Source organism: Steroidobacter flavus (genome assembly GCF_042651805.1).
Taxonomy (GTDB): Bacteria; Pseudomonadota; Gammaproteobacteria; order Steroidobacterales; family Steroidobacteraceae; genus Steroidobacter; species Steroidobacter flavus.
Genome location: NZ_JBHSDU010000015.1, coordinates 786,070 through 810,050, shown reverse-complemented (window position 1 = coordinate 810,050; position 23,981 = coordinate 786,070). Strand labels below are relative to the sequence as shown.

27 protein-coding genes are annotated in these 23,981 nt (G+C 62.2%); 9 read left to right on the top strand and 18 right to left on the bottom strand.

The features are described 5' to 3' along the window. Positions 1-23: 23 nt before the first annotated feature. The 6 genes from ACFPN2_RS31335 to ACFPN2_RS31310 form a co-directional block, all read right to left on the bottom strand. Positions 24-2,207 (bottom strand): FG-GAP repeat protein, encoded by a 2,184-nt coding sequence (locus ACFPN2_RS31335; protein ID WP_380604078.1) that lies wholly within the window; start codon positions 2,205-2,207, stop codon positions 24-26. Positions 2,208-2,325: 118 nt separating this feature from the next. After that, positions 2,326-2,745, bottom strand: coding sequence for a DUF3597 domain-containing protein (locus ACFPN2_RS31330; RefSeq protein ID WP_380604076.1), 420 nt, complete (start codon positions 2,743-2,745; stop codon positions 2,326-2,328). 34 nt (positions 2,746-2,779) lie between these two features. Further along, on the bottom strand, positions 2,780-3,166 hold the full coding sequence (locus ACFPN2_RS31325; RefSeq protein ID WP_380604074.1) for a response regulator transcription factor: 387 nt from the start codon (positions 3,164-3,166) through the stop codon (positions 2,780-2,782). A 32-nt stretch (positions 3,167-3,198) separates the two neighbouring features. Then, a complete protein-coding gene (locus ACFPN2_RS31320) occupies positions 3,199-3,861 on the bottom strand; it encodes a response regulator transcription factor (protein ID WP_380604072.1) in 663 nt (220 codons plus the stop codon). Between the two features lies 1 nt (position 3,862). Further along, positions 3,863-4,753 (bottom strand): sensor histidine kinase, encoded by an 891-nt coding sequence (locus ACFPN2_RS31315; RefSeq protein ID WP_380604070.1) that lies wholly within the window; start codon positions 4,751-4,753, stop codon positions 3,863-3,865. A gap of 135 nt (positions 4,754-4,888) precedes the next feature. Continuing rightward, the gene (locus ACFPN2_RS31310) at positions 4,889-5,473 is read right to left on the bottom strand and encodes a hypothetical protein (RefSeq protein WP_380604068.1); all 585 of its coding nucleotides are present in this window, start codon (positions 5,471-5,473) and stop codon (positions 4,889-4,891) included. Between the two features lie 233 nt (positions 5,474-5,706). On the opposite strand from ACFPN2_RS31310, the gene ACFPN2_RS31305 reads away from it, so the two are divergent. Next, positions 5,707-6,105 (top strand): hypothetical protein, encoded by a 399-nt coding sequence (locus ACFPN2_RS31305; protein WP_380604066.1) that lies wholly within the window; start codon positions 5,707-5,709, stop codon positions 6,103-6,105. Here ACFPN2_RS31305 and ACFPN2_RS31300 read toward each other — a convergent pair whose 3' ends face one another. The 8 genes from ACFPN2_RS31300 to ACFPN2_RS31265 form a co-directional block, all read right to left on the bottom strand. Beyond that, a complete protein-coding gene (locus tag ACFPN2_RS31300) occupies positions 6,106-7,092 on the bottom strand; it encodes a formylglycine-generating enzyme family protein (protein ID WP_380604064.1) in 987 nt (328 codons plus the stop codon). Between the two features lie 3 nt (positions 7,093-7,095). Continuing rightward, the gene (locus ACFPN2_RS31295; protein ID WP_380604062.1) at positions 7,096-8,091 is read right to left on the bottom strand and encodes an HAD family hydrolase; all 996 of its coding nucleotides are present in this window, start codon (positions 8,089-8,091) and stop codon (positions 7,096-7,098) included. A gap of 9 nt (positions 8,092-8,100) precedes the next feature. Further along, complete coding sequence (locus ACFPN2_RS31290) at positions 8,101-8,469, bottom strand: DUF1622 domain-containing protein (protein WP_380604060.1); 369 nt, start codon at positions 8,467-8,469, stop codon at positions 8,101-8,103. A 23-nt stretch (positions 8,470-8,492) separates the two neighbouring features. Then, positions 8,493-10,046 (bottom strand): arylsulfatase, encoded by a 1,554-nt coding sequence (locus ACFPN2_RS31285; protein ID WP_380604058.1) that lies wholly within the window; start codon positions 10,044-10,046, stop codon positions 8,493-8,495. Positions 10,047-10,068: 22 nt separating this feature from the next. Further along, positions 10,069-10,530: a YidH family protein gene (locus ACFPN2_RS31280; RefSeq protein ID WP_380604056.1), complete on the bottom strand. Its 462-nt coding sequence runs from the start codon at positions 10,528-10,530 to the stop codon at positions 10,069-10,071. Beyond that, entirely contained in the window at positions 10,527-10,955 is a 429-nt protein-coding gene (locus tag ACFPN2_RS31275; protein ID WP_380604054.1) for a hypothetical protein, read from the bottom strand. The genes ACFPN2_RS31280 and ACFPN2_RS31275 overlap by 4 nt, the downstream gene beginning before the upstream one ends. A gap of 80 nt (positions 10,956-11,035) precedes the next feature. Then, a complete protein-coding gene (locus tag ACFPN2_RS31270; RefSeq protein ID WP_380604052.1) occupies positions 11,036-11,452 on the bottom strand; it encodes a class D sortase in 417 nt (138 codons plus the stop codon). Continuing rightward, on the bottom strand, positions 11,449-12,225 hold the full coding sequence (locus ACFPN2_RS31265; RefSeq protein WP_380604050.1) for a TonB-dependent receptor: 777 nt from the start codon (positions 12,223-12,225) through the stop codon (positions 11,449-11,451). The genes ACFPN2_RS31270 and ACFPN2_RS31265 overlap by 4 nt, the downstream gene beginning before the upstream one ends. A gap of 100 nt (positions 12,226-12,325) precedes the next feature. Between ACFPN2_RS31265 and ACFPN2_RS31260 the strand changes: the two genes are divergently transcribed. Next, positions 12,326-13,219, top strand: a complete 894-nt coding sequence (locus tag ACFPN2_RS31260) for an esterase/lipase family protein (protein ID WP_380604048.1) — start codon at positions 12,326-12,328, stop codon at positions 13,217-13,219. Next, the gene (locus ACFPN2_RS31255; protein ID WP_380604046.1) at positions 13,216-14,583 is read left to right on the top strand and encodes a metal-dependent hydrolase family protein; all 1,368 of its coding nucleotides are present in this window, start codon (positions 13,216-13,218) and stop codon (positions 14,581-14,583) included. Before ACFPN2_RS31260 ends, ACFPN2_RS31255 begins: the two co-directional genes overlap by 4 nt. On the opposite strand, the gene ACFPN2_RS31250 is transcribed toward ACFPN2_RS31255, so the two are convergent. Then, on the bottom strand, positions 14,555-15,016 hold the full coding sequence (locus ACFPN2_RS31250) for a winged helix-turn-helix transcriptional regulator (protein WP_129777937.1): 462 nt from the start codon (positions 15,014-15,016) through the stop codon (positions 14,555-14,557). The two genes, ACFPN2_RS31255 and ACFPN2_RS31250, sit on opposite strands and share 29 nt — an antisense overlap. A gap of 230 nt (positions 15,017-15,246) precedes the next feature. Between ACFPN2_RS31250 and ACFPN2_RS31245 the strand changes: the two genes are divergently transcribed. From ACFPN2_RS31245 to ACFPN2_RS31225, 5 genes are all read left to right on the top strand, one after another. After that, positions 15,247-16,548, top strand: coding sequence for a D-amino acid dehydrogenase (locus tag ACFPN2_RS31245; RefSeq protein WP_380604044.1), 1,302 nt, complete (start codon positions 15,247-15,249; stop codon positions 16,546-16,548). Beyond that, a complete protein-coding gene (gene alr, locus ACFPN2_RS31240) occupies positions 16,545-17,654 on the top strand; it encodes an alanine racemase (RefSeq protein ID WP_380604042.1) in 1,110 nt (369 codons plus the stop codon). The genes ACFPN2_RS31245 and alr overlap by 4 nt, the downstream gene beginning before the upstream one ends. Before the next feature lie 110 nt (positions 17,655-17,764). Then, a complete protein-coding gene (gene sugE, locus ACFPN2_RS31235; protein WP_380604040.1) occupies positions 17,765-18,079 on the top strand; it encodes a quaternary ammonium compound efflux SMR transporter SugE in 315 nt (104 codons plus the stop codon). 15 nt (positions 18,080-18,094) lie between these two features. After that, a complete protein-coding gene (gene phhA / locus ACFPN2_RS31230; protein ID WP_380604038.1) occupies positions 18,095-18,970 on the top strand; it encodes a phenylalanine 4-monooxygenase in 876 nt (291 codons plus the stop codon). A gap of 7 nt (positions 18,971-18,977) precedes the next feature. Next, entirely contained in the window at positions 18,978-19,265 is a 288-nt protein-coding gene (locus tag ACFPN2_RS31225) for a 4a-hydroxytetrahydrobiopterin dehydratase (RefSeq protein WP_380604036.1), read from the top strand. Here ACFPN2_RS31225 and ACFPN2_RS31220 read toward each other — a convergent pair whose 3' ends face one another. The 3 genes from ACFPN2_RS31220 to ACFPN2_RS31210 all read right to left on the bottom strand — a co-directional run bounded on the left by ACFPN2_RS31220 (position 19,266) and on the right by ACFPN2_RS31210 (position 22,629). Further along, positions 19,266-20,888, bottom strand: coding sequence for a phytoene desaturase family protein (locus ACFPN2_RS31220; protein WP_380604034.1), 1,623 nt, complete (start codon positions 20,886-20,888; stop codon positions 19,266-19,268). Continuing rightward, positions 20,872-22,020, bottom strand: a complete 1,149-nt coding sequence (locus tag ACFPN2_RS31215) for an aromatic ring-hydroxylating oxygenase subunit alpha (RefSeq protein ID WP_380604032.1) — start codon at positions 22,018-22,020, stop codon at positions 20,872-20,874. The genes ACFPN2_RS31220 and ACFPN2_RS31215 overlap by 17 nt, the downstream gene beginning before the upstream one ends. 72 nt (positions 22,021-22,092) lie before the next feature. After that, positions 22,093-22,629: a TFIIB-type zinc ribbon-containing protein gene (locus ACFPN2_RS31210; protein ID WP_380604030.1), complete on the bottom strand. Its 537-nt coding sequence runs from the start codon at positions 22,627-22,629 to the stop codon at positions 22,093-22,095. A 145-nt stretch (positions 22,630-22,774) separates the two neighbouring features. On the opposite strand from ACFPN2_RS31210, the gene ACFPN2_RS31205 reads away from it, so the two are divergent. Continuing rightward, positions 22,775-23,929 carry a type IV pilus twitching motility protein PilT gene (locus tag ACFPN2_RS31205; protein WP_380604028.1) on the top strand — a complete coding sequence of 385 codons (1,155 nt, stop codon included), beginning with the start codon at positions 22,775-22,777 and terminating at the stop codon, positions 23,927-23,929. Positions 23,930-23,981: the final 52 nt, after the last annotated feature.

Below are 23,981 nucleotides of genomic sequence, written 5' to 3'. Positions count from 1 at the left end.
GGCCGTCGGCGAAAGCAGGCGGATCAGGGCTGCGAGATGAGGAAATTATCTAAATCGAGCGCCGCCTTGTAGGTCGCGACGCCGGCTCTGGATACAACCGGGGTGAGCGACGCGTCCGTGGCCTCGGCCCGCAATGTGTCGTTTACATACGCACGCACGCGGGTCCCGATCACTTCCAGGCGCACACGATAGGAAACATTCGGCTGGACGGTGAAAGGCACGGTGACCAGATTCTGGATCGCGCCATTGACCAGTTTTTTGATATCCAGCGAGCCGCTGTTACGAAGCGTGACATAGTGATAGTTGGAGTCGTCGCGATAGCGCGCGATCAGGCCGACCCAGCGATCGGTGCCGGAGAACTGCGTCGGGCGCAGGTCCGCTGCCACGATCTGATCGCCCATCGTTCCCAAGCCACCGGTGACCAGACGCGTGCCGCCAGTGACATCGCTCTGACGACGCACCCAGGTGGTGCCGGTATTGAAGCGCGACCAGCTGCCCGCGACGGCTTGAAAGTCGAAGTTCAATAGTTCGAAGTCATCGACCAATGCGGTGAGCGCCGGGTTCGAGTTGGCGACGATGTTGTCGTAGTCGGCCTGCGTTCGATACATCATGAGGCCCGGCTGACCGCCGCTGAGCGCGGCATCGCGGACCCGGATGACCGGTCGGTTGTTCACGAACACTCGCACATGATCGCCCACCGACTCGAGGCGAATCCGGTGGGTGGTACCGATGGCGACGGGGAGGGCTGCGGAGCCCAACGTGGTGAACGCGCCGCCTTGCATACGTTTCAATTGGATGCCGCCGCCAGAGCGAGCCGTCACGTAGTAATAGTTGTCGGCGTCGGTGTAGCGGGTCACCAGGCCGAACCAACGATCCGCACCGTCGAAGGCTCGCGGTGTGATGTCGGCCTGAATCGATTGATCGTTGCTGCCGTAGAGCGCCGGCCACAGGGCCGCTGCGTTTCCTGTCGTGTTCGTCTGGCGATAGAACCGCGAAGCGCCACTGGCGGCGACAGCAAACGTACTTCCCGGCAGCGTGGACCAGCCGGCCGCATCGCCGTCCTGAAAATCATCTTGCACGAGCTCGTTACGATCCAGATTCGACGGCACATCGTATACATAGGCCGAGGGACGCCCATAGGAGGCGAGCAACGTGCGACCGGCATCGGTGCTGGCCGATGTGATCGGCGCTTCGTCGCTTGCCGCCAATTCGGCGCGCGTCGGCCAGGCATCTTGCGCAGTGGTGCGTCGATGAAGCTGGGTGTAACGATAGGGGCCGGCAAAACCCAGCAGCGTCACACTGTCATCATCGAGCGCGGTGGCGCCCGGCACGCTGGCTTCGAAATGCCATTGGTTGTTCTCGAAGCGGAACACGTCGCCGCTGATCAATGCGGTGTTGGCGGTGATCATCACGTTTCGAGACCAACCGTTCGGCGACGCCGGCCCATTGGGCTGGGTCAGCGCGGTGACCGTGGCTTGTGCCCAATTGCCGCCGGCCGCGGGTTTGTAAATATAGGCGGTGGACGGAACCGGTGGATCCGAGTCCCAGCCCCAACTGCCGTGAATGGCAAAGTTCGGCGAGATATCGACTCGCGGCGAATAATATTCGTCGTCGGCCTGGCCGATGCCGCTGTCATAGCTGGCGATCTGCACCCAGCCACTGGTCTGGCGTTGAAACAACGCCATCCCGTGCGACGAATAGCCTTCACCGATCGCGATGATGCCGTTCTCTATGGCCACCGAATAACCGTTGCCGTCATTCGGTTGGCTGCCCAGGACCGCGGTCTGTTGCCAGCTGCCTGAGACTTTTTCGTACACGTAGCTGAGACCGGAGAACACGGCACCGACGACGATGACGTTGCCGTCGACGGCCACGTCGATTCCATATAAATCGCCCGCGTTTCCGGAGGACAGCTTGGCGGTTTGTATCCAGGCGCCAGTCGCTTGACGTTCGAAAACATACGCAGCGCTCGGTCGGTCCGGTCCCGAGCCCAGGGTGGCTTGCTGTTCGTTCGCCGTGACGACTGCGACGGTGCCGTTGATTGCAATCGAGCGACCGAAGCCGCCTTCGGAGGCACCGTCTGAGGGAACCAACTTTGCTTTTTCCAGCAACACCGCCGGTGCGGCTGGCAGTTTGGCGGAATAGTAGGCCAGCGCCGCGCCGACCAGAAGACACACGAACCCCGATCGACACTTCGCTGTGCGCATATGCCGCCCCCCTGGAGTGATGTCATGTTCCGTTCGCTAGGCACGAACGAAACGCGGCGCGCTCGAGTTCCAGCGGGGGCGACCGGCCAAAGAAATATTTTGTATCGGGCAGCGAGTCTCAGTCTTTGAGCTCGGCCGGAACCTTGCCGCCGTGTGCGGCCAATTGATTCATGACTTGTTTGTGCAACCAGATATTCATCGTCGCGGAATCGTTGGTGTCGCCTTTGTAGCCAAGCTCGCGAGCCAACTCCTTACGATTTTCCAGGCTGGAGTCGAGCCCGACCAGTTTCATCAGATCGACGATGGAGGTGCGCCAGTTCGACGGCTGTTTCTGGTTCGCCGCCATTTGCTGCAGCACGGCTTCAACGTCGACAGGCCCTGCCGTGGGCGGTGGACTCGCCGGCGTGGGGGCGGGCGCTGGTTTGGGTGCCGCCGTCGCTGTCGGCTTCGGTGCCGGCGAAGGTGACGGTGACGGTGCCGGTGCGGCCTTGGCATTGGCGCCGAAGATTGCGTCTTTGATGCGTGAAAAAATGCTCATGATCCTGCTCCACTCGATGACTTAGATCGAAGCGTTAGGAGCCGGGCGAGGTTCCACCCGGCAGCAAGGCCGCATCGATGGCTTGAATCAGCGCCTGGCCGGTGAAGGGCTTGGTGAGATAAGAGGCGCCGGCCCGCGCGGCATGTCGCGTATGCAGGTCGTCATGAGCGGTGATGAAAATCACCGGGCGATGAATCCCGGCCGCGTCCAGCTTGTCGTGCAGCTCGACGCCGGTGATGCCGGGCAGATGGATGTCGAAAACAAAACAATCCGCGCCGGTCGCCGAATCGCTGGCGAGCAGGCCTTCGGCCGAATCGAAGCTGTGCGAGCGGAAGCCGGCGATGTTCAACAGTCGAGCGACGGCACGGTTCAAGCCCATGTCGTCCTCGACGATGATGACGTTGGCGCGGCACGCTGGCATTCGGAAGCCCGATTGCGTTGCGCACGCGGGCGCTACTGCCGCAGCGTTCTGGCGTCGGAGATTCCGCTGAGCATTTCCAGTTGTTTCGCGGTCTTGACCAGCCCGGCCACGGAGGAGACCCGCATCTTGCGCATGACATTGGAGCGATGTGACTTGATCGAGCGCTCGCAGATGCCGAGCTTCAATGCCATCTGCTTGTTCAATTTACCGTGGACCACTCCTATATATATGTCCCGCTCGCAAGCCGTCAGCTCCGAGTATCTGGACTGCAGCTGCTCCAGCTCGCGACGCTCGGCGCGTCTGCGGGCATCGCGCGAGATGGCATCCCGCAACGATTGCAGCAGTCGTTCCATATCGAGCGGCTTGGTCAGCGAGTCCATGGCGCCGGCCTTCATGGCCTGCACAGTGGCGGGAATGTCATTGAACGCCGTAACGAAAATCACGGGCGGCGCGTGTCTCTGATTGGCGAGCGAGGCGAGCAATTCCAGCCCGCTCGGTCCCGGCATCAGCATGTCGAGCACGATACAGCTCGGACAGTCGGGATGATCGACCAATAGGTAATCGCCGACACTCCGGCAGGGCACGGGAGACATTCCCGCGGTGCTGAGCAGTCGAGTGAGACTGCCGCGGAAACTGTCGTCATCGTCGACGATATAAATACGGTGCTCGCAGGCGGGTGGCTCGTACAGCTGCATATCAACCTCCAGGGCTCGTCAGCTGGGGGATACCAACTCTGGCTATTCGTTGGCGTTGTGGTAGCGGCAATCTAAGCGCGAAGACCGAACCGCCGCCGCGGGCGCGTTCGGCCCAGATCGTGCCGCCGTGGGCCTGCACGATCGAGCGGGCAATGGACAGCCCGAGTCCCATGCCGCCTTCCTTGGTGGTGAAGAACGATTCGAACAGACGACCGGCGTGTGCCGGATCGATGCCATGACCGTTGTCTCGAACGGTGATTTCCACCGCCGAGCCGGCGCGCAAGCGGGTGCGCACATACAGACAGCGGGCCGGCGGCGGCGTCTTGATCATTGCATCCATGCCGTTGACCAGCAGATTCAGCAGCACCTGTTGCATATGAACCGGATCGGCGGCCACCGGCGGCAGATCGGGCTCGAGCTCGGCGCGGAGCTGCACCAGTCGCCGGCCGGCATCGGCCCGAACCAGCATCACTGCGCTGCTCACGAGGGCGTTGATGTCCATGGGCTCGAGCTTCAGCTCGCGCTTACGCAACAGGGCGCGTAGGCGATTGACCACTTCGTTGGCCCGCAGATCGTCGCGTTTGATATCGGCGAGGATCGGGCTGAGCGATTCCGCATCCGCGCGGCCCGCGGATTGCTTGAGAATCAGCTCGGCCGTTTCGACATTGTTGAGAATGGCGCTGAGCGGCTGGGCGATCTCGTGCGCGATGGACGCCGTCAGCTCGCCGGCGAGCGCGAGGCGGGCGTTATGCGTCACTTCGGCGCCCAGATTGTCCGCGTGGCGCTGCGGATTGCCGTGCCGATCGTAGGCGAGGATGATCGCAACCAGCGCCAGCTGTGCGAGCAGGACGATTCCAATCAGATAGGCGTAGCTGAGAAAGTCACCCGTCATGAGCGGCTAACGTCCAAGGGCCAGGGTTGGAAGAATTAAAATTGCATGGCCCACCCCGGCGGGCCAGTTGGACCAAGGGCCAACTAGAGTGCGACGCGGCCAGCCGGCCCGATTGCTACAGAGGAAACTGCAGATTCAGCCCGGCGTATATCTGAAATTCGGGCAGGCCGTCGCCATCGTGCGCGACCGTCCACTGCGGCTCGACGAAGAAGTCGCTGTCGCCGACGAACGAGTGTTGCCAGGTGATGAGTCCGCCCACGAGTCCCACTGTCTCGGACTCACTACGAGCGCGGCGAGGCCCGCTTGCCATTTGCCGGTGCCTGTTTCATCCCGGCCGGCGGTGGGCGCGGTGAGTTGCGGTCCCAAGCCCAGTTCGAACTGCCCGCGCTTGGTCAGCAGGATGTCGAAAAGATTCAGATCGCCGACGTCGGTCTTTTGCTCCAGCGGGGGCAGATCCGGCGACGTGACGATCGGCAAGGTCGCCCGCAGGAGCTGCGGCCTGCCGAAAAGCTTGTGAGGCACGGCGGCGCGTAACAAAGCGCTGTTGCTATCGGCATCGCCGGCGCCGTAGTAACTATCGATGTAATAGTTCTGCAGGTTGAGGCCCAGCGCCGGTTGCAGCGGATTATTCGCTGCATTCATTTCTTCGTTGGATTGCGCGAACGAGGTGGAGCTGGTGGCGATACAGAGTAACCACAGGGGAGCAGATCCAGCCTTCATTTTGTTCCTTCCAAAAAATCGCGCCGCCGGTGCGCTTCGGGCGAAGTGCGAGCCGGCGGCGTTGAGGCCAGGAGATGCGCTATAGCACGGGGAGTCAGCGCCACGGCCTCCAGGGGGACGAGACAGCGCCATCATCGCGTTTTGAAGCGCGGCAGCAATAAGTGCGAAGGGCGCATGCCCGGGCCCGATACTCGCACTGGCTTCATTCCCACACGTGTAACAGAGTTTCTTATATGAGATATCTCACGCGCGCTCTGCTTGGAACGATCGTCGCCGTAGCCATGCCCGGTGCGGTCTCGGCGTTGCCCACCGATATTCTCGGTAACAGTCCGTTACTGCATATGAGCGATGCCGATAAGAAACTGCAGTACGACGCCGTGATGGAGGTGCTCAGGAGCAGCGATGCTCGCGCCGTGCGCGAATGGAAGAACGATAAGACGGGCTTCACCGGTCGGGTCGAGGCGCAGGGTGATATGACTTCGTCGGAAGGCTTGCAGTGCCGGCGCTTGCAGCTGCGAACTCAAGTGCGAGGCCTGCAGAGTCAGTTTGCATTCCCGTTCTGCAAAGATCCCAAAGGTCAGTGGTTCATTGCGTCGGGCATGAAGTTCAGCGACGACGCGGCCCCGCGTTGATCAGGCGATCTCGCGGGCCGCCGGCTCGCTCGCGACGCTGTGAGTCGACAACTTTCTCACGACGCAACGGAAGCCGATGTGACAGGTCGACGAGTCGATGGGCTGCGCGTGACGTGCGGCCGGACGATAGCGTCGACAATAGTTCGGCGCGCACAGGAACGAGCCGCCCTTGAGGACTTTGCGGGGAATCATGATGTGCGGCTGGCAAGGATCGTAGCTTCCGCGTTCCAGCCCGCCGCGAGGGTTCTGAGGAATACAGCACGGCTTGGTCGCGTCTGGCGGATGGTTCGCGGCAAACCAATCATCGGTCCATTCCCAGACGTTACCTATCATGTCGTAGATGCCGTACGGATTGGGCGGAAAGGCTTTCACAGGAGAAGTGCGTGGATACCCGTCGGTGGCGAGATTCTGATAAGGGAACTCGCCTTGCCAGGTGTTGGCGAGATGATGATTGCGAGGCGTGAGCTCGTCGCCCCACGCGAATTCCGCGCCCGCCAGCCCGCCGCGAGCGGCGAACTCCCATTCCGCTTCCGTCGGCAGTTCTTTGCCGCGCCAACGAGCGTATGCGAGCGCGTCCTGATAGGTGACGTGCACGACGGGATGATCGCTCAAGTGACGATTGGACGCGGCGCGTCCGTAAGGGCTACGCCAGTTCGCACCGAACTTGAAGCGCCACCACGCCTGCCAGTTGCGCAGGTCGACCCGATGTTTGGGCGGCGTGAATACCAGCGAGCCGGGCTTCAACATGTGAGGCAGCGCGCCGGGATACATTTTCGGATCGGGCGGCAGCTCCGCCTGAGTGACGTAGCCGGTAGCGTCGACGAATTCGCGGAACTGCCGGTTGGTCACGGGCGTGACATCGATCCAGAAGCCGTCGACGGTGACGTGATGCGCGGGCGCTTCTTCGGGGTAGTGGCGGTCCGACCCCATGAGATAAGTGCCGCCCCGAACGAATACCATACCCCTCAACGCAGTCACCACGGTCATGCGTTACTCTCCGTTATCGGCGAAGATGCGTCGCCAATCGTGTTTCATATCGATGATGAGCCAGCGTTGCCGTTGCGCCTCATCGAGCGCCTTGTCGAGCTTGCCGACTTGCGAGTCGCGGTCGTAGGCGTACTCGCGATCGGTGTCGGTGTGATGGACCAATGCGACGAAGCGCGGTCCCGCGCCACCGGCCGTCCATTGCAACATCTGCAGATCGCCATCCGAGTTGCCGACGGCGAGGATGGGACGGCGACCGATGAATCGATCGATCCCCGACGGCTTGCCCGGCCCGTCGTCGATGAAGTCGATCTGCGGCTCTTTGATCAGCGCCGGCTTGCCGTTCGTGCCCACGGCGACGAACTTGGTGACGGCCGATGAGCCGATGACTTGTTCGGGAGGTATGCCGTACACCTGTTCGGCGAACACCCGCATGAACTCCACGCCGCCGCCCGAAACGATGAATGTTTTAAAGTCCTGACTGCGCAAGTAGTCGAGCAGCTCCAGCATCGGCTGATAGGCCAGCTCGGTGTAGGGCCGCTCGAATCGCGGATGTTTGGCGGTGGCCAGCCACGAGCCGACGATGGTGTCGAAATCCTCGGTGGTGATCCCGCTGTGCGAGGCGGCGATGACCTGCAGCAACCCTTTCTGGCCCGATGCGACCAACGCTCGAGTGTCGCCGCTCAACACGTCCTTGAACGGCGCGGTGCTGCGCCACTCGGGATGCACGGACGACAATGTCTTCACGCGGTCGAGTGCAAACGCGAACTGAAAATAGATCGGCTGCTCGGCCCACAAGGTACCGTCATTGTCGAACACCGCGATCCGCTCTCGAGGCGCGACGTAGTCGGCGCTGTCTTCGCGAGAGATGCGCGCGACAAATTCGACGATGGCTCTTTTGCTGACGCCGTCTTCCCACGAAGGTAGTGGTTCGGCAGAGGCGACTGCCGCCGCGGCAATCAGCGGCGCCACCAGCAATGTTCGAGTAGAGGCGTGATGCACGAGATCACCTCAAGGTTGTATCGACGCGGCCTCGGCGCGAGCGGCATCCCGCTCGCGGACTTCGGCGATATCGCGCTCGAGGAAATAATTCAGGAACGTGCGGATCGCGGCAATTGCGCCCAGCCGGCCGACCGCATCCCAGCTCTCCACGACGGTCGACTCGATGATGTCGGCGGCGAGCTGGAAGGTCAGTCCCGCCACCAGCCAGCGCGCGTACCCGATCCAGATCAGCCGCCGCTCGTGACCGGCCATCGGCGAACGCATGACGCGAAGCATGGCGACGAACGCGTTGGCGGTGCCGATCAGAACGATCAGCACCGCAATCGCATCGATGACGCTCACTGCGACGTGGGTTGCCTCTATCAACCAGGTCTTCACGTTGGCGCACGCTCGGGCCCCGGCTAATCGCCGCTGGGCACTTCGCGCATCTTCGACAGTGCCTGATCGACGGTGAAGCTGCCGGGCCGTTGCGCTGGCGGGAAGTCCTTGAAGGTCTCGGAGAACTTCGCCGCCGCAGCCTGCGCCGCGTATAGAAAGTAAGCGTTGTGAAGCATCCAGTCGTAGTAGCTGTTCGAGGTGATGTCGGCGCGCTCGAACGGGTCGGTGCGCAGGTTGAAAAACTTCGGCAGCCGCAACCGGGTGAATGGCTCGGCCCACACCTGCAACGTGCCGTGACAGCGCTGCTCCATGAACACGATCTTCCAATTGTCGTAGCGCAGGCCGAGCACGTCGCCGTCATCGCTGAAATAGAAAAAGAAGTTGCGCGGACTCTTCGGCTGCTCGCCGGTGAGATAGGGCAGCAGGTTCATGCCGTCAATGTGATTCTTGTACTCGCGCCCGATGGCCTGGTAACCGGCCTTGAGCTTGGTGACGACCTCGGTGTCGCCGGCCATCGCGAGGAACGTGGGCAGCCAGTCGTGATGCTGGACAATTTCATTGGAGATCGAGCCGGCCTTGATCTTGCCCGGCCAGCGCACCAGCATCGGCACACGGAACGCGCCTTCCCAATTGGTGTTCTTCTCGCTACGGAACGGGGTCATGGCGCCGTCGGGCCAGGAGTTCATGTGCGGCCCGTTGTCGGTGGAGTACATCACGAACGTGTTCTCGGCGATGCCGAGCTCATCGAGCAGATCGAGCAGCTGACCGACATGGCGGTCGTGATCGATCATGGTGTCGTGATACGGGGACTGCCAGCGGCCAGCCTGGCCCAGGCTTTCTTTCCTGGTGTGAGTGAACAGATGCATGTGGGTTGTGTTGACCCAGGCGAAGAACGGCGTGCCGGCCTTGGTCTGGCGCGTAATGAAATCCTTCGCGGCCGCGACGAATTCGTCGTCGCAGGTTTCCATGCGCTTCTTGGTCAGCGGTCCAGTGTCCTCGATCTTCTGCTTGCCGACGCGGCCCCAGCGGGGCTCCTCGGTGGCATCGTCCTTGTCGGTCGCCCAGGAACGGATCACGCCGCGCGGGCCGAATTGTTTGCGGAAGTTGGGGAAGTCCTTCTCGTTGGGATAGTTCGCCATCTCCGGCTCTTCCTCGGCATTCAAGTGATACAGATTGCCGAAGAACTCATCGAAGCCGTGCGCGGTGGGCAAATGCCGGTTCAGGTCGCCCAGATGATTCTTGCCGAACTGACCGGTGGCGTAGCCCTGATTCTTCAACAGCGCCGCGATGGTCACGATGCTGTCGGGCATGCCGACTGGCGAGGCCGGAATGCCCACCTTCGACAGGCCCGTGCGGTACACGCTCTGCCCGGTGATGAACGATGAGCGGCCGGCCGTGCATGACTGTTCGCCATACGAGTCGGTGAACATCATGCCTTCGCGCGCCACACGATCGATGTTCGGCGTCTGATAGCCCATCAATCCGTGCGTGTAACAACTCAGATTGGCGATGCCGATGTCATCGCCCCAGATGACCAGGATGTTGGGCCGGTCGGATTGCTTGGCCTGACGTGCCATGGGTGCTCCTAGATTTGTTCGATCAACCAAAAGGCCCGACGCGAAACGTCATGCTCACGATCGCCGCGATGCCGAGGATCAGCAGCGCGATGGCGGTGAGCAGCGTGAGCGACACCGGGAAATGACTTTCCGCGTGCACCAGTCCTTCCTCTTTCATTTGCTTGCGCTCGTGGCGCAGGCCGAACATGAACTGCGCGTGGAACAGGATGCCCAGCGCCAGCATGCCGATGCCGATCCACACCAACGTGATGCCGAACGCGCGGGTCGAGTGCGCTGTGGCCACGACGTTGTTCTCGGCGAGCTTCTGAAAGAACTGGAAGATGGTGAAGCCGAAACTGATCAGCGACAGCGAGGTGCGGATGATGGACATGAGCGTTCGATCCGCGGCCATGCGCGTGCGTTGGAACGACATTCCCGTGCGACGCGACGACAGCTCGACCGAGATATCGTCCGATGTCGAAGGCGATGTGGTGATGGCCTTCATCGGTGCGCGGCTCTGTGATGAGCGTCGTGCCGGGACAGCCACCACCGCGACACTCTCGCGGCCGGTCCACGGATGATGAAGTAGGGCACGACGGCGAGGACCGCCGCGACGACGACTGCCTCGAGCGGATAAAACGCCTTCAACACGACGAACTGATAGATGGCATCCATCGCCAGTCCGAGCAGAAAGATTCTGCCGGTGGCCGACAGGCCTTCGTGCAAACGGGCGGCGCGTTCGCCGGGCTCGGTCCACAGCGCGAGAAAGTAGGGCGAGCGGCCGGTGCGCCCATCGACGATGCCGGCGCGGATCGCCGCGATGGCCGCCATCGTCGGCTGCAGCAGGAAACGAAACGCGAACGGACCGCTCGGTCGTGCGAGCAGGTCGTGCCAGAAGCGGGTGAAGGTTTCCTGCAGGAGATCGAGCATTGTGGAGGACCGAGCGCGCATGCTGTTCGGAACGAACATATGAAACCTCGATCCCCAGGCAGACCATACGCAGATGGTGGTCAGCGCTGTGCCCGGGCCAGCCGCACTTCGTCGTCCATCGCTGCGCGCGTGGCTCGTACGATGAATCGCTGCGGCGCCGAGCCGACGTAATAGAAGGGATAGCACGTCACCAATGTGATGGTCGGCTCATTCATCGGGCCGAGCACGCTCGTTTCCGAAGGATCGATGACGCGCGTGTTCACGATTTTGTAGGTGAGCGTGATCTCCGGCAGTTCCACCTGCAGGACTGCGCCGACTTTCACGTGACGAAGCGCTCGGAAGAAGCCGTCGCGATGGGCGGCGATGCGAGTCGGCGACCACGCGGACATGTCGACGACCTGATCGGCGACGGAGTCCTCGCCTGCTATTGCGTCGGGGCCAGCCCATGACACGACGGCGAGCAGCCAGATCGCGAGTTCGAGACGTCGTGTGTTCATGGGCCGAAGTTGTAGCGCAGCCCGAGCAGCGGGCCGGCGACCAGCATGTTGAACTTGAAACGCTCATCGCCCGAGCCGGTGCTGTAATCGGTGTCCAGGGCGCGATAGCCGAACACCAGTCCGAAATTCTCGGAAAGACTCCAGTCGGCGACGGCCAGCGCGCTCCAGGTCAAGTCGGAGCCGACGCCGAAGCCGCCGATGTCGGCGCGTGCAATCAGCGTCCACGCCTGCCCGAGCGGCCAGGCCGCGCGTGCACCGATGACGGGATCGAAGAAGCTCTTGGTTTTGTCCGCCGCGCCGCTGGTGCCGTCGGGCCGCTTGATGGAGAGATCGACCGACAACGATTGATAGCGTCCGCCCACAAACAATTCGTAGCGCTCGTCCAGGCGCCACGACCAGGCGAGCTCGACCATATCCTGTGTGACATCGAGATCGTAGAAGTTGCCGTTCTTCGCCGCCGCGTCCGCACTGAGTCCAGTGAACACCGCGTTGAGGGCGAGCGCAAAGCGGTCCGTCTCGCTGCGCACGGCCATCATGCCGGCCATGTCGAGATGATCGAACAATTCGCTGGCACTCACGCTGACATCGGTGCGGTTTCCATCCACCACCGTGTAGCCATCCATGTTCGCGCCCTGTGCGTAGATCGTGCCGGTGGTTCGCCACCCCTCGGCGTGTCCTGTTGCCGCGAACGCAGTGAGAACCAGAGCTAAGACGCCGATATGAAAGTGAGCTTGTCTCAAGACGGCCGCCGTCGCGATGTCCAGGGTGTTCATCGTGCGGGGCTGTGTCCATCGAAAAATCGGCATCGCGGGCGCAGCCCTGTGCCCTAGCTACGAATGGCTGATACGGGAGGATTGCCCTGATGTAGCGGCCATGCGCGGAGTTATCGCAGTGCTCATCAACGCGATCGTGCTGATGTTCACGGCGGGCTGTTCGCTCACGCCCGGGATTCGTGACGACGACATCAAAGGTCTGGAGAAGGTTCGTTTCCCACCCGCGTCGATCAAGCAAGGGATGTGGTCGCCCGATGAGTTCGAGCGCGCCGCGCGCGGCGGCATCTTTTTTCTGGATGCGCCGGTCGCCAGGCGCACGGCGGTGCTGTTCATCCACGGTTTCAACGGATCGCCGCTCGATTTCAAATTCCTGATCGCACATCTGGATCGCAGCCGCTTTCAGCCGTGCGTCTTTTTTTATGCCTCGGGCGCGAGCTTGAGTCAGAGCGGTCGCGATCTGTCCGCGGCCATCGGGGAAGTGCACCGTCGATATGATGTCGAGTCGGTGATCATCGTCGCGCACAGCATCGGCGGCTTGATCGCACGTGACGTGGTGCTGAATCAATCGGCGCATGCCGGCGTCGACATTCCGGTGTTGATTACGATGTCCGCCCCGTGGGGCGGAGTGCCCAGTGCCGGCATCGGCGTTCGCCTATCGCCGGTGGTTGTCGACTCCTGGCGCGACATTGCCGTCGGCAGTGCGTATCTGAATTCGCTGTTCGTCGATGCTGACGGAAGAGCCCGGCAGTTGCCGGCGGCGACTCGTCACTATTTGTTGTTCTCTTATCGCAAGAGCTGGTCGTCCTTCGGATTGTCGGGGGATGCCGTGACCAGTGTCGCCAGCCAACTGGACCGGACCGCACAAGAGCAGGCTTACCGGGTGTACGGCTTCGATGTTTCTCACTCGGAAATCCTTCGCAGTCGCGGCGTCGCCGACTTGCTCGACGAGGCGCTGCGTTCGACGTTACTCGCACGTGCCGAGGTCGCACCATGATGAAGTTCGTCCGCCACTGCCTCTGGATGTTGCTGGCTTTCATCTCGGCAAGCCACGCCGCATCGGAGCCTCCCGCGAGCCTCCTGTTCGAAAACGTTCGTGTGTTCGACGGCAAGTCATCGCGCGTGTCGGGCCCGACGAACGTGTTGATCGTCGGTCCGGTGATCAAAAGCATCTCGAGCGCGCCCATCGGGAACGTCGAGGCCGAGGGCAACGTGATGCGCATCGACGGCGGCGGTCGGGTGCTCATGCCCGGCCTCATCGATGCCCATTGGCACAGCATGTTTCTTGCGACCACGCCGCTAGTGGGACTGATGAGCGATGTCGGTTATCTGAACTTGCTCGCGGCGGCCCAGGCGAGGGCGACGTTGATGCGAGGCTTCACGACCGTCCGCGACATGGGCGGACCGGCGTTCTCATTGAAGCAGGCCATCGACGAAGGGTTCGCTGTCGGGCCGCGCATTTATCCCTCGGGTGCGATGATCTCGGTCACGAGCGGTCACGGCGACTTCCGACAGATGTATGAGATCCCGCGCACCATCGGCGGACCGCCGACTCGTATGGAACAGATCGGAGCCAGCGCGATTGCCGACACGCCGGATGAGGTGAGAATTCGCGTGCGTGAGCAACTGATGCAAGGCGCGTCACAGATCAAATTGACTGCGGGCGGCGGCGTCGCGTCACCTCACAGTCCGCTCGACGTGTCGACCTTCACGTTGCCCGAGTTGCGAGCGGCGGTCGAAGCGGCGGAGAACTGGGGCACGTATGTTGCAGTCCACGCGTACACGCCGCGAGCGATTCGAACCGCGCTCGATGCCGGTGTGAAATGTATCGACCATGGTCACCTGGCCGATGACGCCACCGCGAAGCTGATGGCCGAGAAGTCGGTGTGGTGGAGCTTGCAACCGTTTCTGAATGAGGGCCCGAGTCAATTTCCAGAAGGCTCGCAGGAGGCGGCCAAGAAGAAGGAAGTGGCGGAGGGCACCGACCGGGCGTATCAGCTGGCGAAGAAGTACAAGATCAAGACCGCCTGGGGCACGGACATTCTGTTTTCGCCCCAGCTCACGCAGCGACAGAATGCGATGTTGACGGTGATGACCCGCTGGTACACGCCCGCTGAAGTGCTGATCATGGCGACCAGCACCAACGCGCAATTGCTGGCGATGTCCGGCAAGCGCAATCCGTATCCAGGCAAACTGGGCGTCGTCGAAGAGGGCGCGCTCGCGGATCTGCTGTTGGTGGACGGCAATCCGCTCGAGGACATTCACTTGATCGACGACCCGGCGAAAAACCTGGTGGTCATCGTCAAGAACGGCGCGATCGCCAGGAACTCACTCACGCCTGCAAATAGAACGTCTCCTTGATCTCTTCCATGACCACATAGCTGCGCGACTGCGCGGACGAAGGCAACCGTTGCAGGATGTCTCCGAGCAGCGTGCGGTAGTTGTGCATGTCGGGGATGCGCGCCTTGATCAAATAATCGAAGTCGCCGGACACCAGATGACATTCCATGACGTCGGGAATGTTGTGCAGCTCGTTCTTGATCTTCTCGAACACCTCGTCCGATTTCACCGCCAGCTTGATCTCCAGGAACACCAGCAGATTCCGGCCGACGTCCTTGGGCGACAGACGCGCGTGGTAGCCGGTGATCACGCCGGTCCGTTCAAGGCGTCGGACGCGGTCGGCGCACGGGGTCGCCGACAGGCCGACTTGCTGGGCCAGATCGGTGATGGAGATGCGGCCGTCCCGCTGAAGAATGTCCAGAATCTTGCGGTCGATGCGGTCGAACTGTTGCATGTCAGGGGCGGATGACGGAGGGACAGGCCCCATAGATTACGTTCAGGTTTTGCCCGATGCCAGTGTTCTGGGCTGGGTTTCGGGGCGAGGGATAGTGAATTTCACTGGGTTGGCCGGTTTATGTCTGCCCAGGGCAGGGGAAACCGCTGCCAAACGCGCCACTTCGAAGGAAGTCACTGGCGGGGTGTCCATAGAATTGCTGACGCGTTCGACGGATGGATGGAGAGTTCATGCGCGTAGTGGTTCTGGGTGGTGGCGTCATCGGCGTGGCAAGTGCGTGGTATCTCGCGCGTCGGGGTGCCCAGGTCACGGTGATCGATCGGCAGATGTCGGTGGCGGCGGAGACCAGCTTCGCGAATGCCGGCCAGGTCTCGCCCGGTTATTCGACGCCGTGGGCGGCGCCCGGCATTCCGCTCAAAGCGCTGAAGTGGATGTTCCAGAAACACGCGCCGCTGTCGATCAGCCTCGACGGCAGTCTGCATCAGTTGAAGTGGATGGCGCAGATGTTGGTCAACTGCTCGCCCGAGCGTTACGACATCAATAAGGAGCGCATGCTCCGCCTCGCCGAATACAGCCGCGATTGTTTGCGAACCCTGCGCGCCGAAACCGGCATTCAATATGAGCAGCGCACCGGCGGCACGCTGCAGTTGTTCCGTACCCGCAAGCAGTTCGAAGCCGCGCGTCAGGACATCCGCGTGCTCGAACGTTGCAATGTTCCCTACGAATTGCTCGAAGAGCACCAGCTGGCTTCCGCTGAGCCGGCGCTTGCGCATGTGAAAGGCAAGCTCACCGGTGGTCTGCGGTTGCCGAATGACGAGACGGGCGATTGCAATCTGTTCACCAAGCGTCTGGCGGAAGCCGCGGAGAAGCTGGGTGTGACGTTCCGTTTCGGGGCGCATGTGACTGCGATCGATTCGAGCAACGGGCGTATTACCGGCGTGCGCCTCGGCGAAGAGCGCATCACGGCGGATGCTTACGTTCTGGCGTGCGGCAGCTACTCGCGCAAGCTGGCGTTGCCGCTCGACATCGATCTGCCGGTGTATCCGGTGAAGGGATACTCGCTGACGCTGCCCATCGTGAATGAGTCCTCGGCGCCGGTGTCGACGGTGCTCGATGAGACTTACAAAGTCGCCGTGACCCGCTTCGACGATCGCATTCGGGTCGGCGGCATGGCTGAGCTGTCGGGCTTCGATCTGCAGCTGTTGCCGCAGCGTCGTCAGACGCTCGAGCTGGTGGTCAACGATTTGTACGGTGGCGCGGGCGATTTGCAGAAGGGCGAGTTCTGGACCGGCCTGCGACCGATGACTCCGGACAGCACGCCCATCGTCGGCGCGAGCGAGTACCGCAATCTGTTCATCAACACCGGCCACGGCACGCTCGGCTGGACGATGGCGTGCGGCTCGGGACAGCTCATTGCCGATCTCGTGACCGGCTATCGGCCGGCGATTCGCACCGACGGTCTCGACGTGTCGCGCTATCAGAAGGTGAGCTCACCTCGGCCGCGACTGGTCACGGGTGAGGAGACGGCGTGACGCGTCCGACCCGTGTTCGAATCGATTTGGCGGCGCTTCGAAACAACTACCTCTACGCACGCGGCGTGCACGGCGGTCGTGCGCTCGCGGTGCTCAAGGCCAACGCTTATGGCCATGGCGCATTGGCGTCGGCGCATTCGCTTGCATCGGTCGCTGACGGATTTGCCGTTGCGTTCCTCGATGAAGCGTGTGTGTTGCGCGAAGGCGGGGTTCGTAATCCCATCCTCGTGCTGGAAGGGTGTTTCAACGCGTCCGAGCTGAAGATCGCCAATGAGCTGGATCTTTGGGTGGTCGTGCATCAGGAAGAGCAGATCCGTCTGATCGAGGAGAGCAAGACCGGGGCGCGCTTCAACGTCTGGTTGAAGATCGATACCGGGATGAGCCGGGCGGGCTTTCGTCGCAGCGACGCCGCGCCTGCGTATCAACGGTTGATGAGCACGGGCAAGGTCAGCTCGATCACGTTGATGACCCACTTCGCGCGTGCCGATGAGCCGGGTGAGCCGATGACGGCGCAGCAGATCGAAGCGTTCGACGCGGCGACCGCGATGCTCCGAGGCGAACGAAGCTTGTGTAATTCGGCCGGTTTGCTGGCCTGGCCGTCGGCTCGTCGCGATTGGGCGCGGCCGGGATTGATGTTGTACGGTGCGACGACGCATGGGCTCGATGTGCCCGAGCTGCGGCCGGTCATGACGTTTGAAAGCCGCGTGTTCAATGTTCGCACGCTCGAAGCTGGCGAGCCGCTGGGCTACGGTGCGACGTTCGTCGCTTCTCAACGCACGCGCGTCGGACTGGTGTGTGCCGGTTATGCCGATGGATATCCGCAGACCGCAGCGACGGGAACGCCGATTGCGGTGGATGGTCAGGCGACGACGTTGATCGGTCGAGTCTCGATGGATATGTTGACCGTCGATCTCACTGACTTGCCGGATGCCGGCGTCGGCAGCTCTGTCGAGTTGTGGGGACCGCGCGTTCCTGTGGCGGCGGTCGCCAAGGGCGCAAGTCGCAGTCCTTACGAATTGCTGTGCTCGGTGAAGCGTGCGCCGCTGGTGCACGAGAACGCCGGACAGGGCAGTGGCGAGCTGCTGCGGATGACGGGAACTCGCTGAGCGACTGCGGTCTAATGCTCATGCCGGGAGGGACGACCCTCCCGCGCTTTTTACTCTTCCGGGGACGACCCCTCTAACAGCGCCAACGCCGGCGCACCCCGGAGGTAGTCATGGCATGGGTTCTTCTCGTGATCGCCGGTCTGTTCGAGATCGGCTGGGCCATTGGCCTGAAATACACCCACGGCTTTTCGCGCCTGTGGCCGACCGTCGGCACGGTCACCGCGATGATCATCAGCATCACTCTGCTGGGCTGGGCGATGCGCTCGCTGCCGGTGGGGACGGCTTATGCCGTGTGGACCGGAATTGGTGCAGTCGGCACCGTACTTCTGGGCATTGTGCTGTTCGGCGAAGCAATGACAATGGCGCGGCTGACCTGTGTCGCCCTCATTGTGACGGGCATCCTGGGTCTGAAACTGACCTCGTGAGCTAATACCCGCACTATGGCAGACGCATCACTTCAGCGGCCCGAGGGCACGGCTGAGGACTGGACGATCCCACAGGATTGGGATCGTTACAGTCCCGCGGAGCATGCCATGTGGGATCACCTGTTCGAGCGGCAGGCCGGCATGCTGCCTGCCCGCGTGGTGCCCGAATTCATGGAAGGGCTGAAGGTGCTGCGCATGACGCGGCCCGGCATCCCGCATTTCGATGAGCTGTCCGAGCGGTTGATGAAAGCCACGGGCTGGCAGGTGGTCGCCGTGCCCGGGCTGGTGCCGGAAAGCGTGTTCTTCGACCATCTCGCCAATCGACGCTTCGTCGCGGGCCGGTTCATTCGCACGCCCGAGCAGCGCGACTATCTGCAAGAGCCGGACATCTTCCACGATGTGTTCGGTCACGTGCCGTTGCTCGCCAATCCGGTGTTCGCCGATTACATGCAAGCCTATGGAAAGGGCGGGTTGCGGGCGCACGGCTTTGGATCGCTCGATTCGCTGGCGCGCTTGTATTGGTACACGGTTGAGTTCGGTCTGATCCGTCAGGGCGACGCGCTCAAGCTGTATGGCGCGGGCATCGTTTCCTCGTACGGCGAATCGATCTTTGCCCTCGACGATCCGTCGCCGAATCGACTCGGCTTCGATCTCGAGCGCGTGATGCGGACTCACTATCGCATCGACGATTATCAGCAGACGTATTTCGTGATCGACAGCTTCGAGGATCTGCTGCGTCAAACGGTCGAGACCGATTTCGCACCGCTGTACCCGCGCCTCAGGAACGAGCCGGAGCTGGCGACCGACGCGGTCCTGCCGAGCGACCGTGTTTACACTCACGGCACACAGGCGCATGCTCGCGCTAAGTCAGCCAGATCAGCGAGCAGGTAAGAACGTCATGGTGGCACCTCTGACGACCGAGCAGCGCACCGACGCGCTTGCTTCGTTACCCCATTGGATTTATGACGCCCATCGCCGGGCGTTCTATCGGCGCATCCTCCTGAAAGATTTCTCGGCGGCGATCGGGTTGATGATGCGGGTGGCGCTCGAAGCGGAGAAGGCCGACCACCATCCCGAGTGGACCAATGTTTATAACAAGCTCGACATCTGGCTCACCACCCACGACGCCGGCGACGTGAGCGAGCGCGATGTGAACCTGGCGAAGGTGATCGACGCGCTGGTCTGATCAGCTCACCCGCCGCACCACTTTCCGGCGGAAGTCGCTGATGATTTCGTGAGCGGAGTTGTGTCCGGGCGCACCCGTGACACCGCCGCCGGGATGAGTCCCGGACCCACACATATATAAGCCGGGCAACGGGCCGCGATAGTTGCCGTGACCGAGCATCGGCCGGGCCGAGAACATCTGATCCAGACTCAGCTGGCCGTGAAAGATGTCGCCGCCGATCAGGCCGAACGTTCGTTCCAGATCGAGCGGGCTGTTGATCTGCCGGCCGAGCACAGCCGCTTTGAAGTTCGGTGCGTACGCGTTGACGGTCTCGATCATCAGATCCGCGACTTTGTCCCGATGCGTGTCCCAGGACTCGCCGTTCGGCAAGGTCGGCGCGACGTGCTGGCAGAACATGCTCGCGACGTGTTGGCCGGCAGGGGCGAGGCTGTTGTCGAGCGTCGAGGGAATCAGGATCTCGACGATCGGTTGTTTCGACCAGCCCTGCGTGCGCGCATCGAAGTAGGCGCGTTCCATATATCCAAGCGTCGGCGCGACGATGATGCCCGCGGTGTGATGAGGCGCGCGTTCCTTGCCGGGCAGGCAAGTAAAGTCCGGGAGCTCGGACAGCGCGACGTTCATGCGGAACGTGCCCGAGCCGCAGCGCCATTGGCTGATGCGCTGGCGGAATTCGGTCGGTAGCGCGGCCGCATCGATCAGGCTCGTGTACAGCAACTTGGGATTCAAGTTCGACACGACGGCGGCCGCGCGGAATGTTTCTCCCGATTCGGTGACGGCGCCGACAGCCTTGCCGTTCTCGACGATGATCTCGCGCACGCCGGCGTTGACGCGGATGTCTACGCCGCGACTGGCTGCCGATTTCGCCATCGCTTGCGTGATCGCGCCCATGCCGCCGATGGCGTGACCCCAGGCGCCTTTCTTGCCATTCACTTCGCCGAACACGTGATGTAACAACACGTAAGCCGAGCCGGGCGAGTAGGGGCTGGCGTAGTTGCCCACGACGCCATCGAAACCGTAGACGGCTTTGATCGGCGCGCTTTCGAACCAGCCGTCGAGATAGTCGCCGGCCGAGGTGACGAACAGGCTGAGCAGTTCCTGCCGCATGTTCATGTCGAGCTTGCTGAAACGTTTGCCGAGGGCGGCGGCATGCACCAACTGCGGCAACGCTGCCCGCCAGCCGCCGTCGACCACATTGGGCGGCGTTTGCAGGACCAGATCGCGCAACAGATCGGCGATGATGTCGAGTCGGTCGCCGTAGGCGTCGAGCCGATCCGCATCCTTTTGCGAGAACTTCGCGACTTCACGCTTGGTGCGGTCGCCGCCCGTCGCGAGGTAACGTCCGTCTTCGGTCGGCAAGAAGTTGGACACCTCGCGCTCGACGACACGAAGGCCGTGTGCGTGCAGATCCAGATCCCGAATGACTTTCGGATTGAGCAGCGACACCGTGTACGACGCGACGGAATTGCGGAAGCCCGGATGAAACACCTCAGTCACTGCCGCGCCACCGACCACGTGACGGCGCTCGAGCACCGTGACTTTCAGTCCTGCCGCGGCGAGATACGCAGCGCAGACGAGTCCGTTGTGGCCACCGCCGACGATCAGAACATCAGACTTTGCGGGCACTGCGGCTCTCCGGAATCATTTCATGCATGCGACGCGTGAAGTTGCGCAGACACACTTCGCCTTCACTCAACGGCCCGACGGTGTAGCTGCTCGACTCCATGCCGGCCTGCACGCGCGCGATGAGGGTCGTATCTTCTTTGTTGACTTGACGGTTGATGCGCCAGTTCAGATAACGCGCGGCGCGCATCTCGCGTCGGTTGTCGGGATGCACGTAGGCGATCTCGCGGATCATGGTCTCGGTCGGTGAGACTGGAATGAACTGCATGAAATCGATCTGGTCGGGATAGATGTCGAACGCGACGTTCGGCCACAGCTTGAAGTAAGTCCACAGCCGTTGCCGCTCCGGCGGCAGATGCTCAACCTGAGGCAGCAGTTGCTGATAACGCCGCTCGGACCAGTTGCTGCTCGGCTTGTCTTGCAGAACGCCCCACATCTTATCGACCCAGGGCTGCGCTTCGATGCCATAGCTGTTGCCGAACAGTCTCGACAAGCCGGGATGCGCGACATCGATGTGCATGCCGTCGGAATAATTGTCCGCGACGTTTTTCCAGTTCACGGTGCGCGGGCGAAGTGTGACCCGTCCTTGAGGCACGAGCTCCTCGAGGCGATAGGCGGCCAGCTCATGAGCATAGGGAGCGAGCATTTCGCGCACGCTTGGCAGACCGGGCTCCAGGCGCACGAAAATGAAGCCCATGAAGATTTCCTGCTCCAGCGGCACCAGACCGTGCAGCTCCGGCTTCAGATCGCGAAACGTTTCCCGGTGCGGGACGCCGATCAGCCGGCCGTCGAGCGAGTAGGTCCACGCGTGATAGGGACAGGTGATGCGCCCTCCGCAGTGACCCTTCGGCCCGTCGAGCAGTCGCGACGCCCGGTGACGGCACACATTGTGGAAGCTGCGGATCTCACCGTCGCGGCCGCGGACCGAGACGATGGATTCGCCGAGCATATCGAAGCTGTGATAGTCGCCGGGATTCGGCATATCGCTGCCGTGACACACCAGCTGCCAGCTGGTGCGAAAAATCGTGCGCTTCTCCAGCTCGAAGAAGTCGGGATCGCGATAAATCCAGGCCGGCAGCCCCACCGCCGGATCGGCGGTGGATTGCGATGAAACGGGTCGGGCAGCGGCGGACATGGCGCCATCCTCAGACCGGGAAGATGCCGCCAGCATTGCCTCACTGGCGGCGGATGTCCAGCCTGACGAAAGTCAGTCGCGATACAGATAAGTGAGAATCGTGCTCTTCGCCGGATGATCCTTGAGCCATTCGCGAATCGTCTCGACCTTGGTCGCATCGGCCGCGCCCAGGTCCCGGCGCAGGATTTCCTGCCGGGTGCGCTCGCTGTTTTCGCTGCGGATTTTGCGCTGCCAAGTGTCGCTGAATACCGCGGGCAACTTGTCGCTCAGATGCAGCTGTTCGAGCAACTGCCACTCGCCGCCGTCGAGCCAGGCTTCGTCGCAGAGCGAGCACACATCCAGGCGGTTGGCGACGGTGCCGGTCAGCCGATATTTGGTCATGATCCGCTCGCACTTCGGGCAGCGCAGGGCGTTGGTCGAATCCGCCGGCAATTCCGAGACCGTGGCGGGCTCGCTGGCCTCCGACGAGGGCTTGTGCTGCTCGGCCCAATGTCGGTAGTACAGCAACGCAACCAACGATCCCTTGCAGTTGTCACAGCCCATCGAGGGCAACAGGTCCTCGATCATCGTGGGCCGCAGCTCGGGCGTTTTGCATACAGGACACTTCATTCAGCTTCTCCGCGCGAGGAACGGCGCGAATGATACGACCTGACGGCGCTACAATCGACCTGGATCGCAGCGATCGCGCTCAATCCGACCAGCCCGGACGGCAGCGGTCTCGCGGAGCCGGAACAGCATTGATGGAGAGACGCCAATGATCCTCGCCGAATGGGTGTTGAAGGCGCGGGCGCTCGGTGCGAGCGACGTGCATGTGCAGGCGGGAACGCCAGTCGTGGTGCGGGTCAGGGGAGAGTTGTCCACGATCAGTGAAGTGTTGCCAGCGGCGCGAGTGGCCGAGATGGGCAGAGAACTGCTCAATAACGAACAGTGGGAGCAGTTTCGCTCGCGGGGCTCAGCGGATCTGTCGATCAACGTTGCCGGCACGCGCTGTCGGCTGAATCTGTTTCAGACCATTCGCGGCGTGGCGTTGGCGGTGCGCTTGCTCACATCGTCAACGAACACGTTGAAGGGTTGCAACCTGCATCCGGATCTCGCCAAGCTCACCGAAGCGCAGACCGGGCTGGTGATTGTTTCTGGACCGACCGGTTGCGGCAAGTCCACGACGCTGGCGGCGCTGATCGAAGAGGTCAATGCGTCGCGCGCGAAAAACATCATCACGCTCGAAAGCCCCATCGAATATCTGTACACGAACAATCGCTCGTTCATTCGTCAGCGCGAAGTGCCGACGCATTCGCCGAGTTATGAGCAGGCGATCGTCGATGCCCTGCGCGAGAATCCAGATGTGCTGGTGATCGGCGAGATGCGCACGGCCGAGGCAATGAGACTCACATTGAATGCCGCCGAGACCGGCCATCTGGTGCTGGCCACGATGCATTCATCGACCTGCGCCGAAGCGCTCAATCGGATGTGCATGTCGTTCGCCGCCGAAATTCAGGGCAGCATTCGTGCGCAGATCGCGGACTGTCTGGTCGCGGTGGTGTGTCAACGTCTGGAATACCTGCAGGACTATCATCTGCGAGTGCCGCTGTGCGAAGTGCTGATGGCGAACTCGAATGCCAAAGGAACGATCCGCAGCGGCGCGTTCAGCCAGCTGGCCACGGTCATTCAGTCCGGTGGCGAGGATGGCATGTGGAGCTTCGACCGCTATCGTCGCTGGATGGAACAAAAGCGGGACTGGGTGATGCCGTCGCGGCAGATCGCGAATCCGTCGGCCGATGCCAGCATCGACACCACGCCACCGCCGCTTCCCGCGGCGAAGGCCAAAGCGGAAGCGCCCATCGACATCTCCATCGACGAGAGTGCCGACCTGGCCGAGCTGGCGCGCAAGATCGACGAGAAGATTCGCTGACGATCAGGGATCGACGTGCGATGCCAGCCTGAGCAGGTCGGAGCGGCTGCGT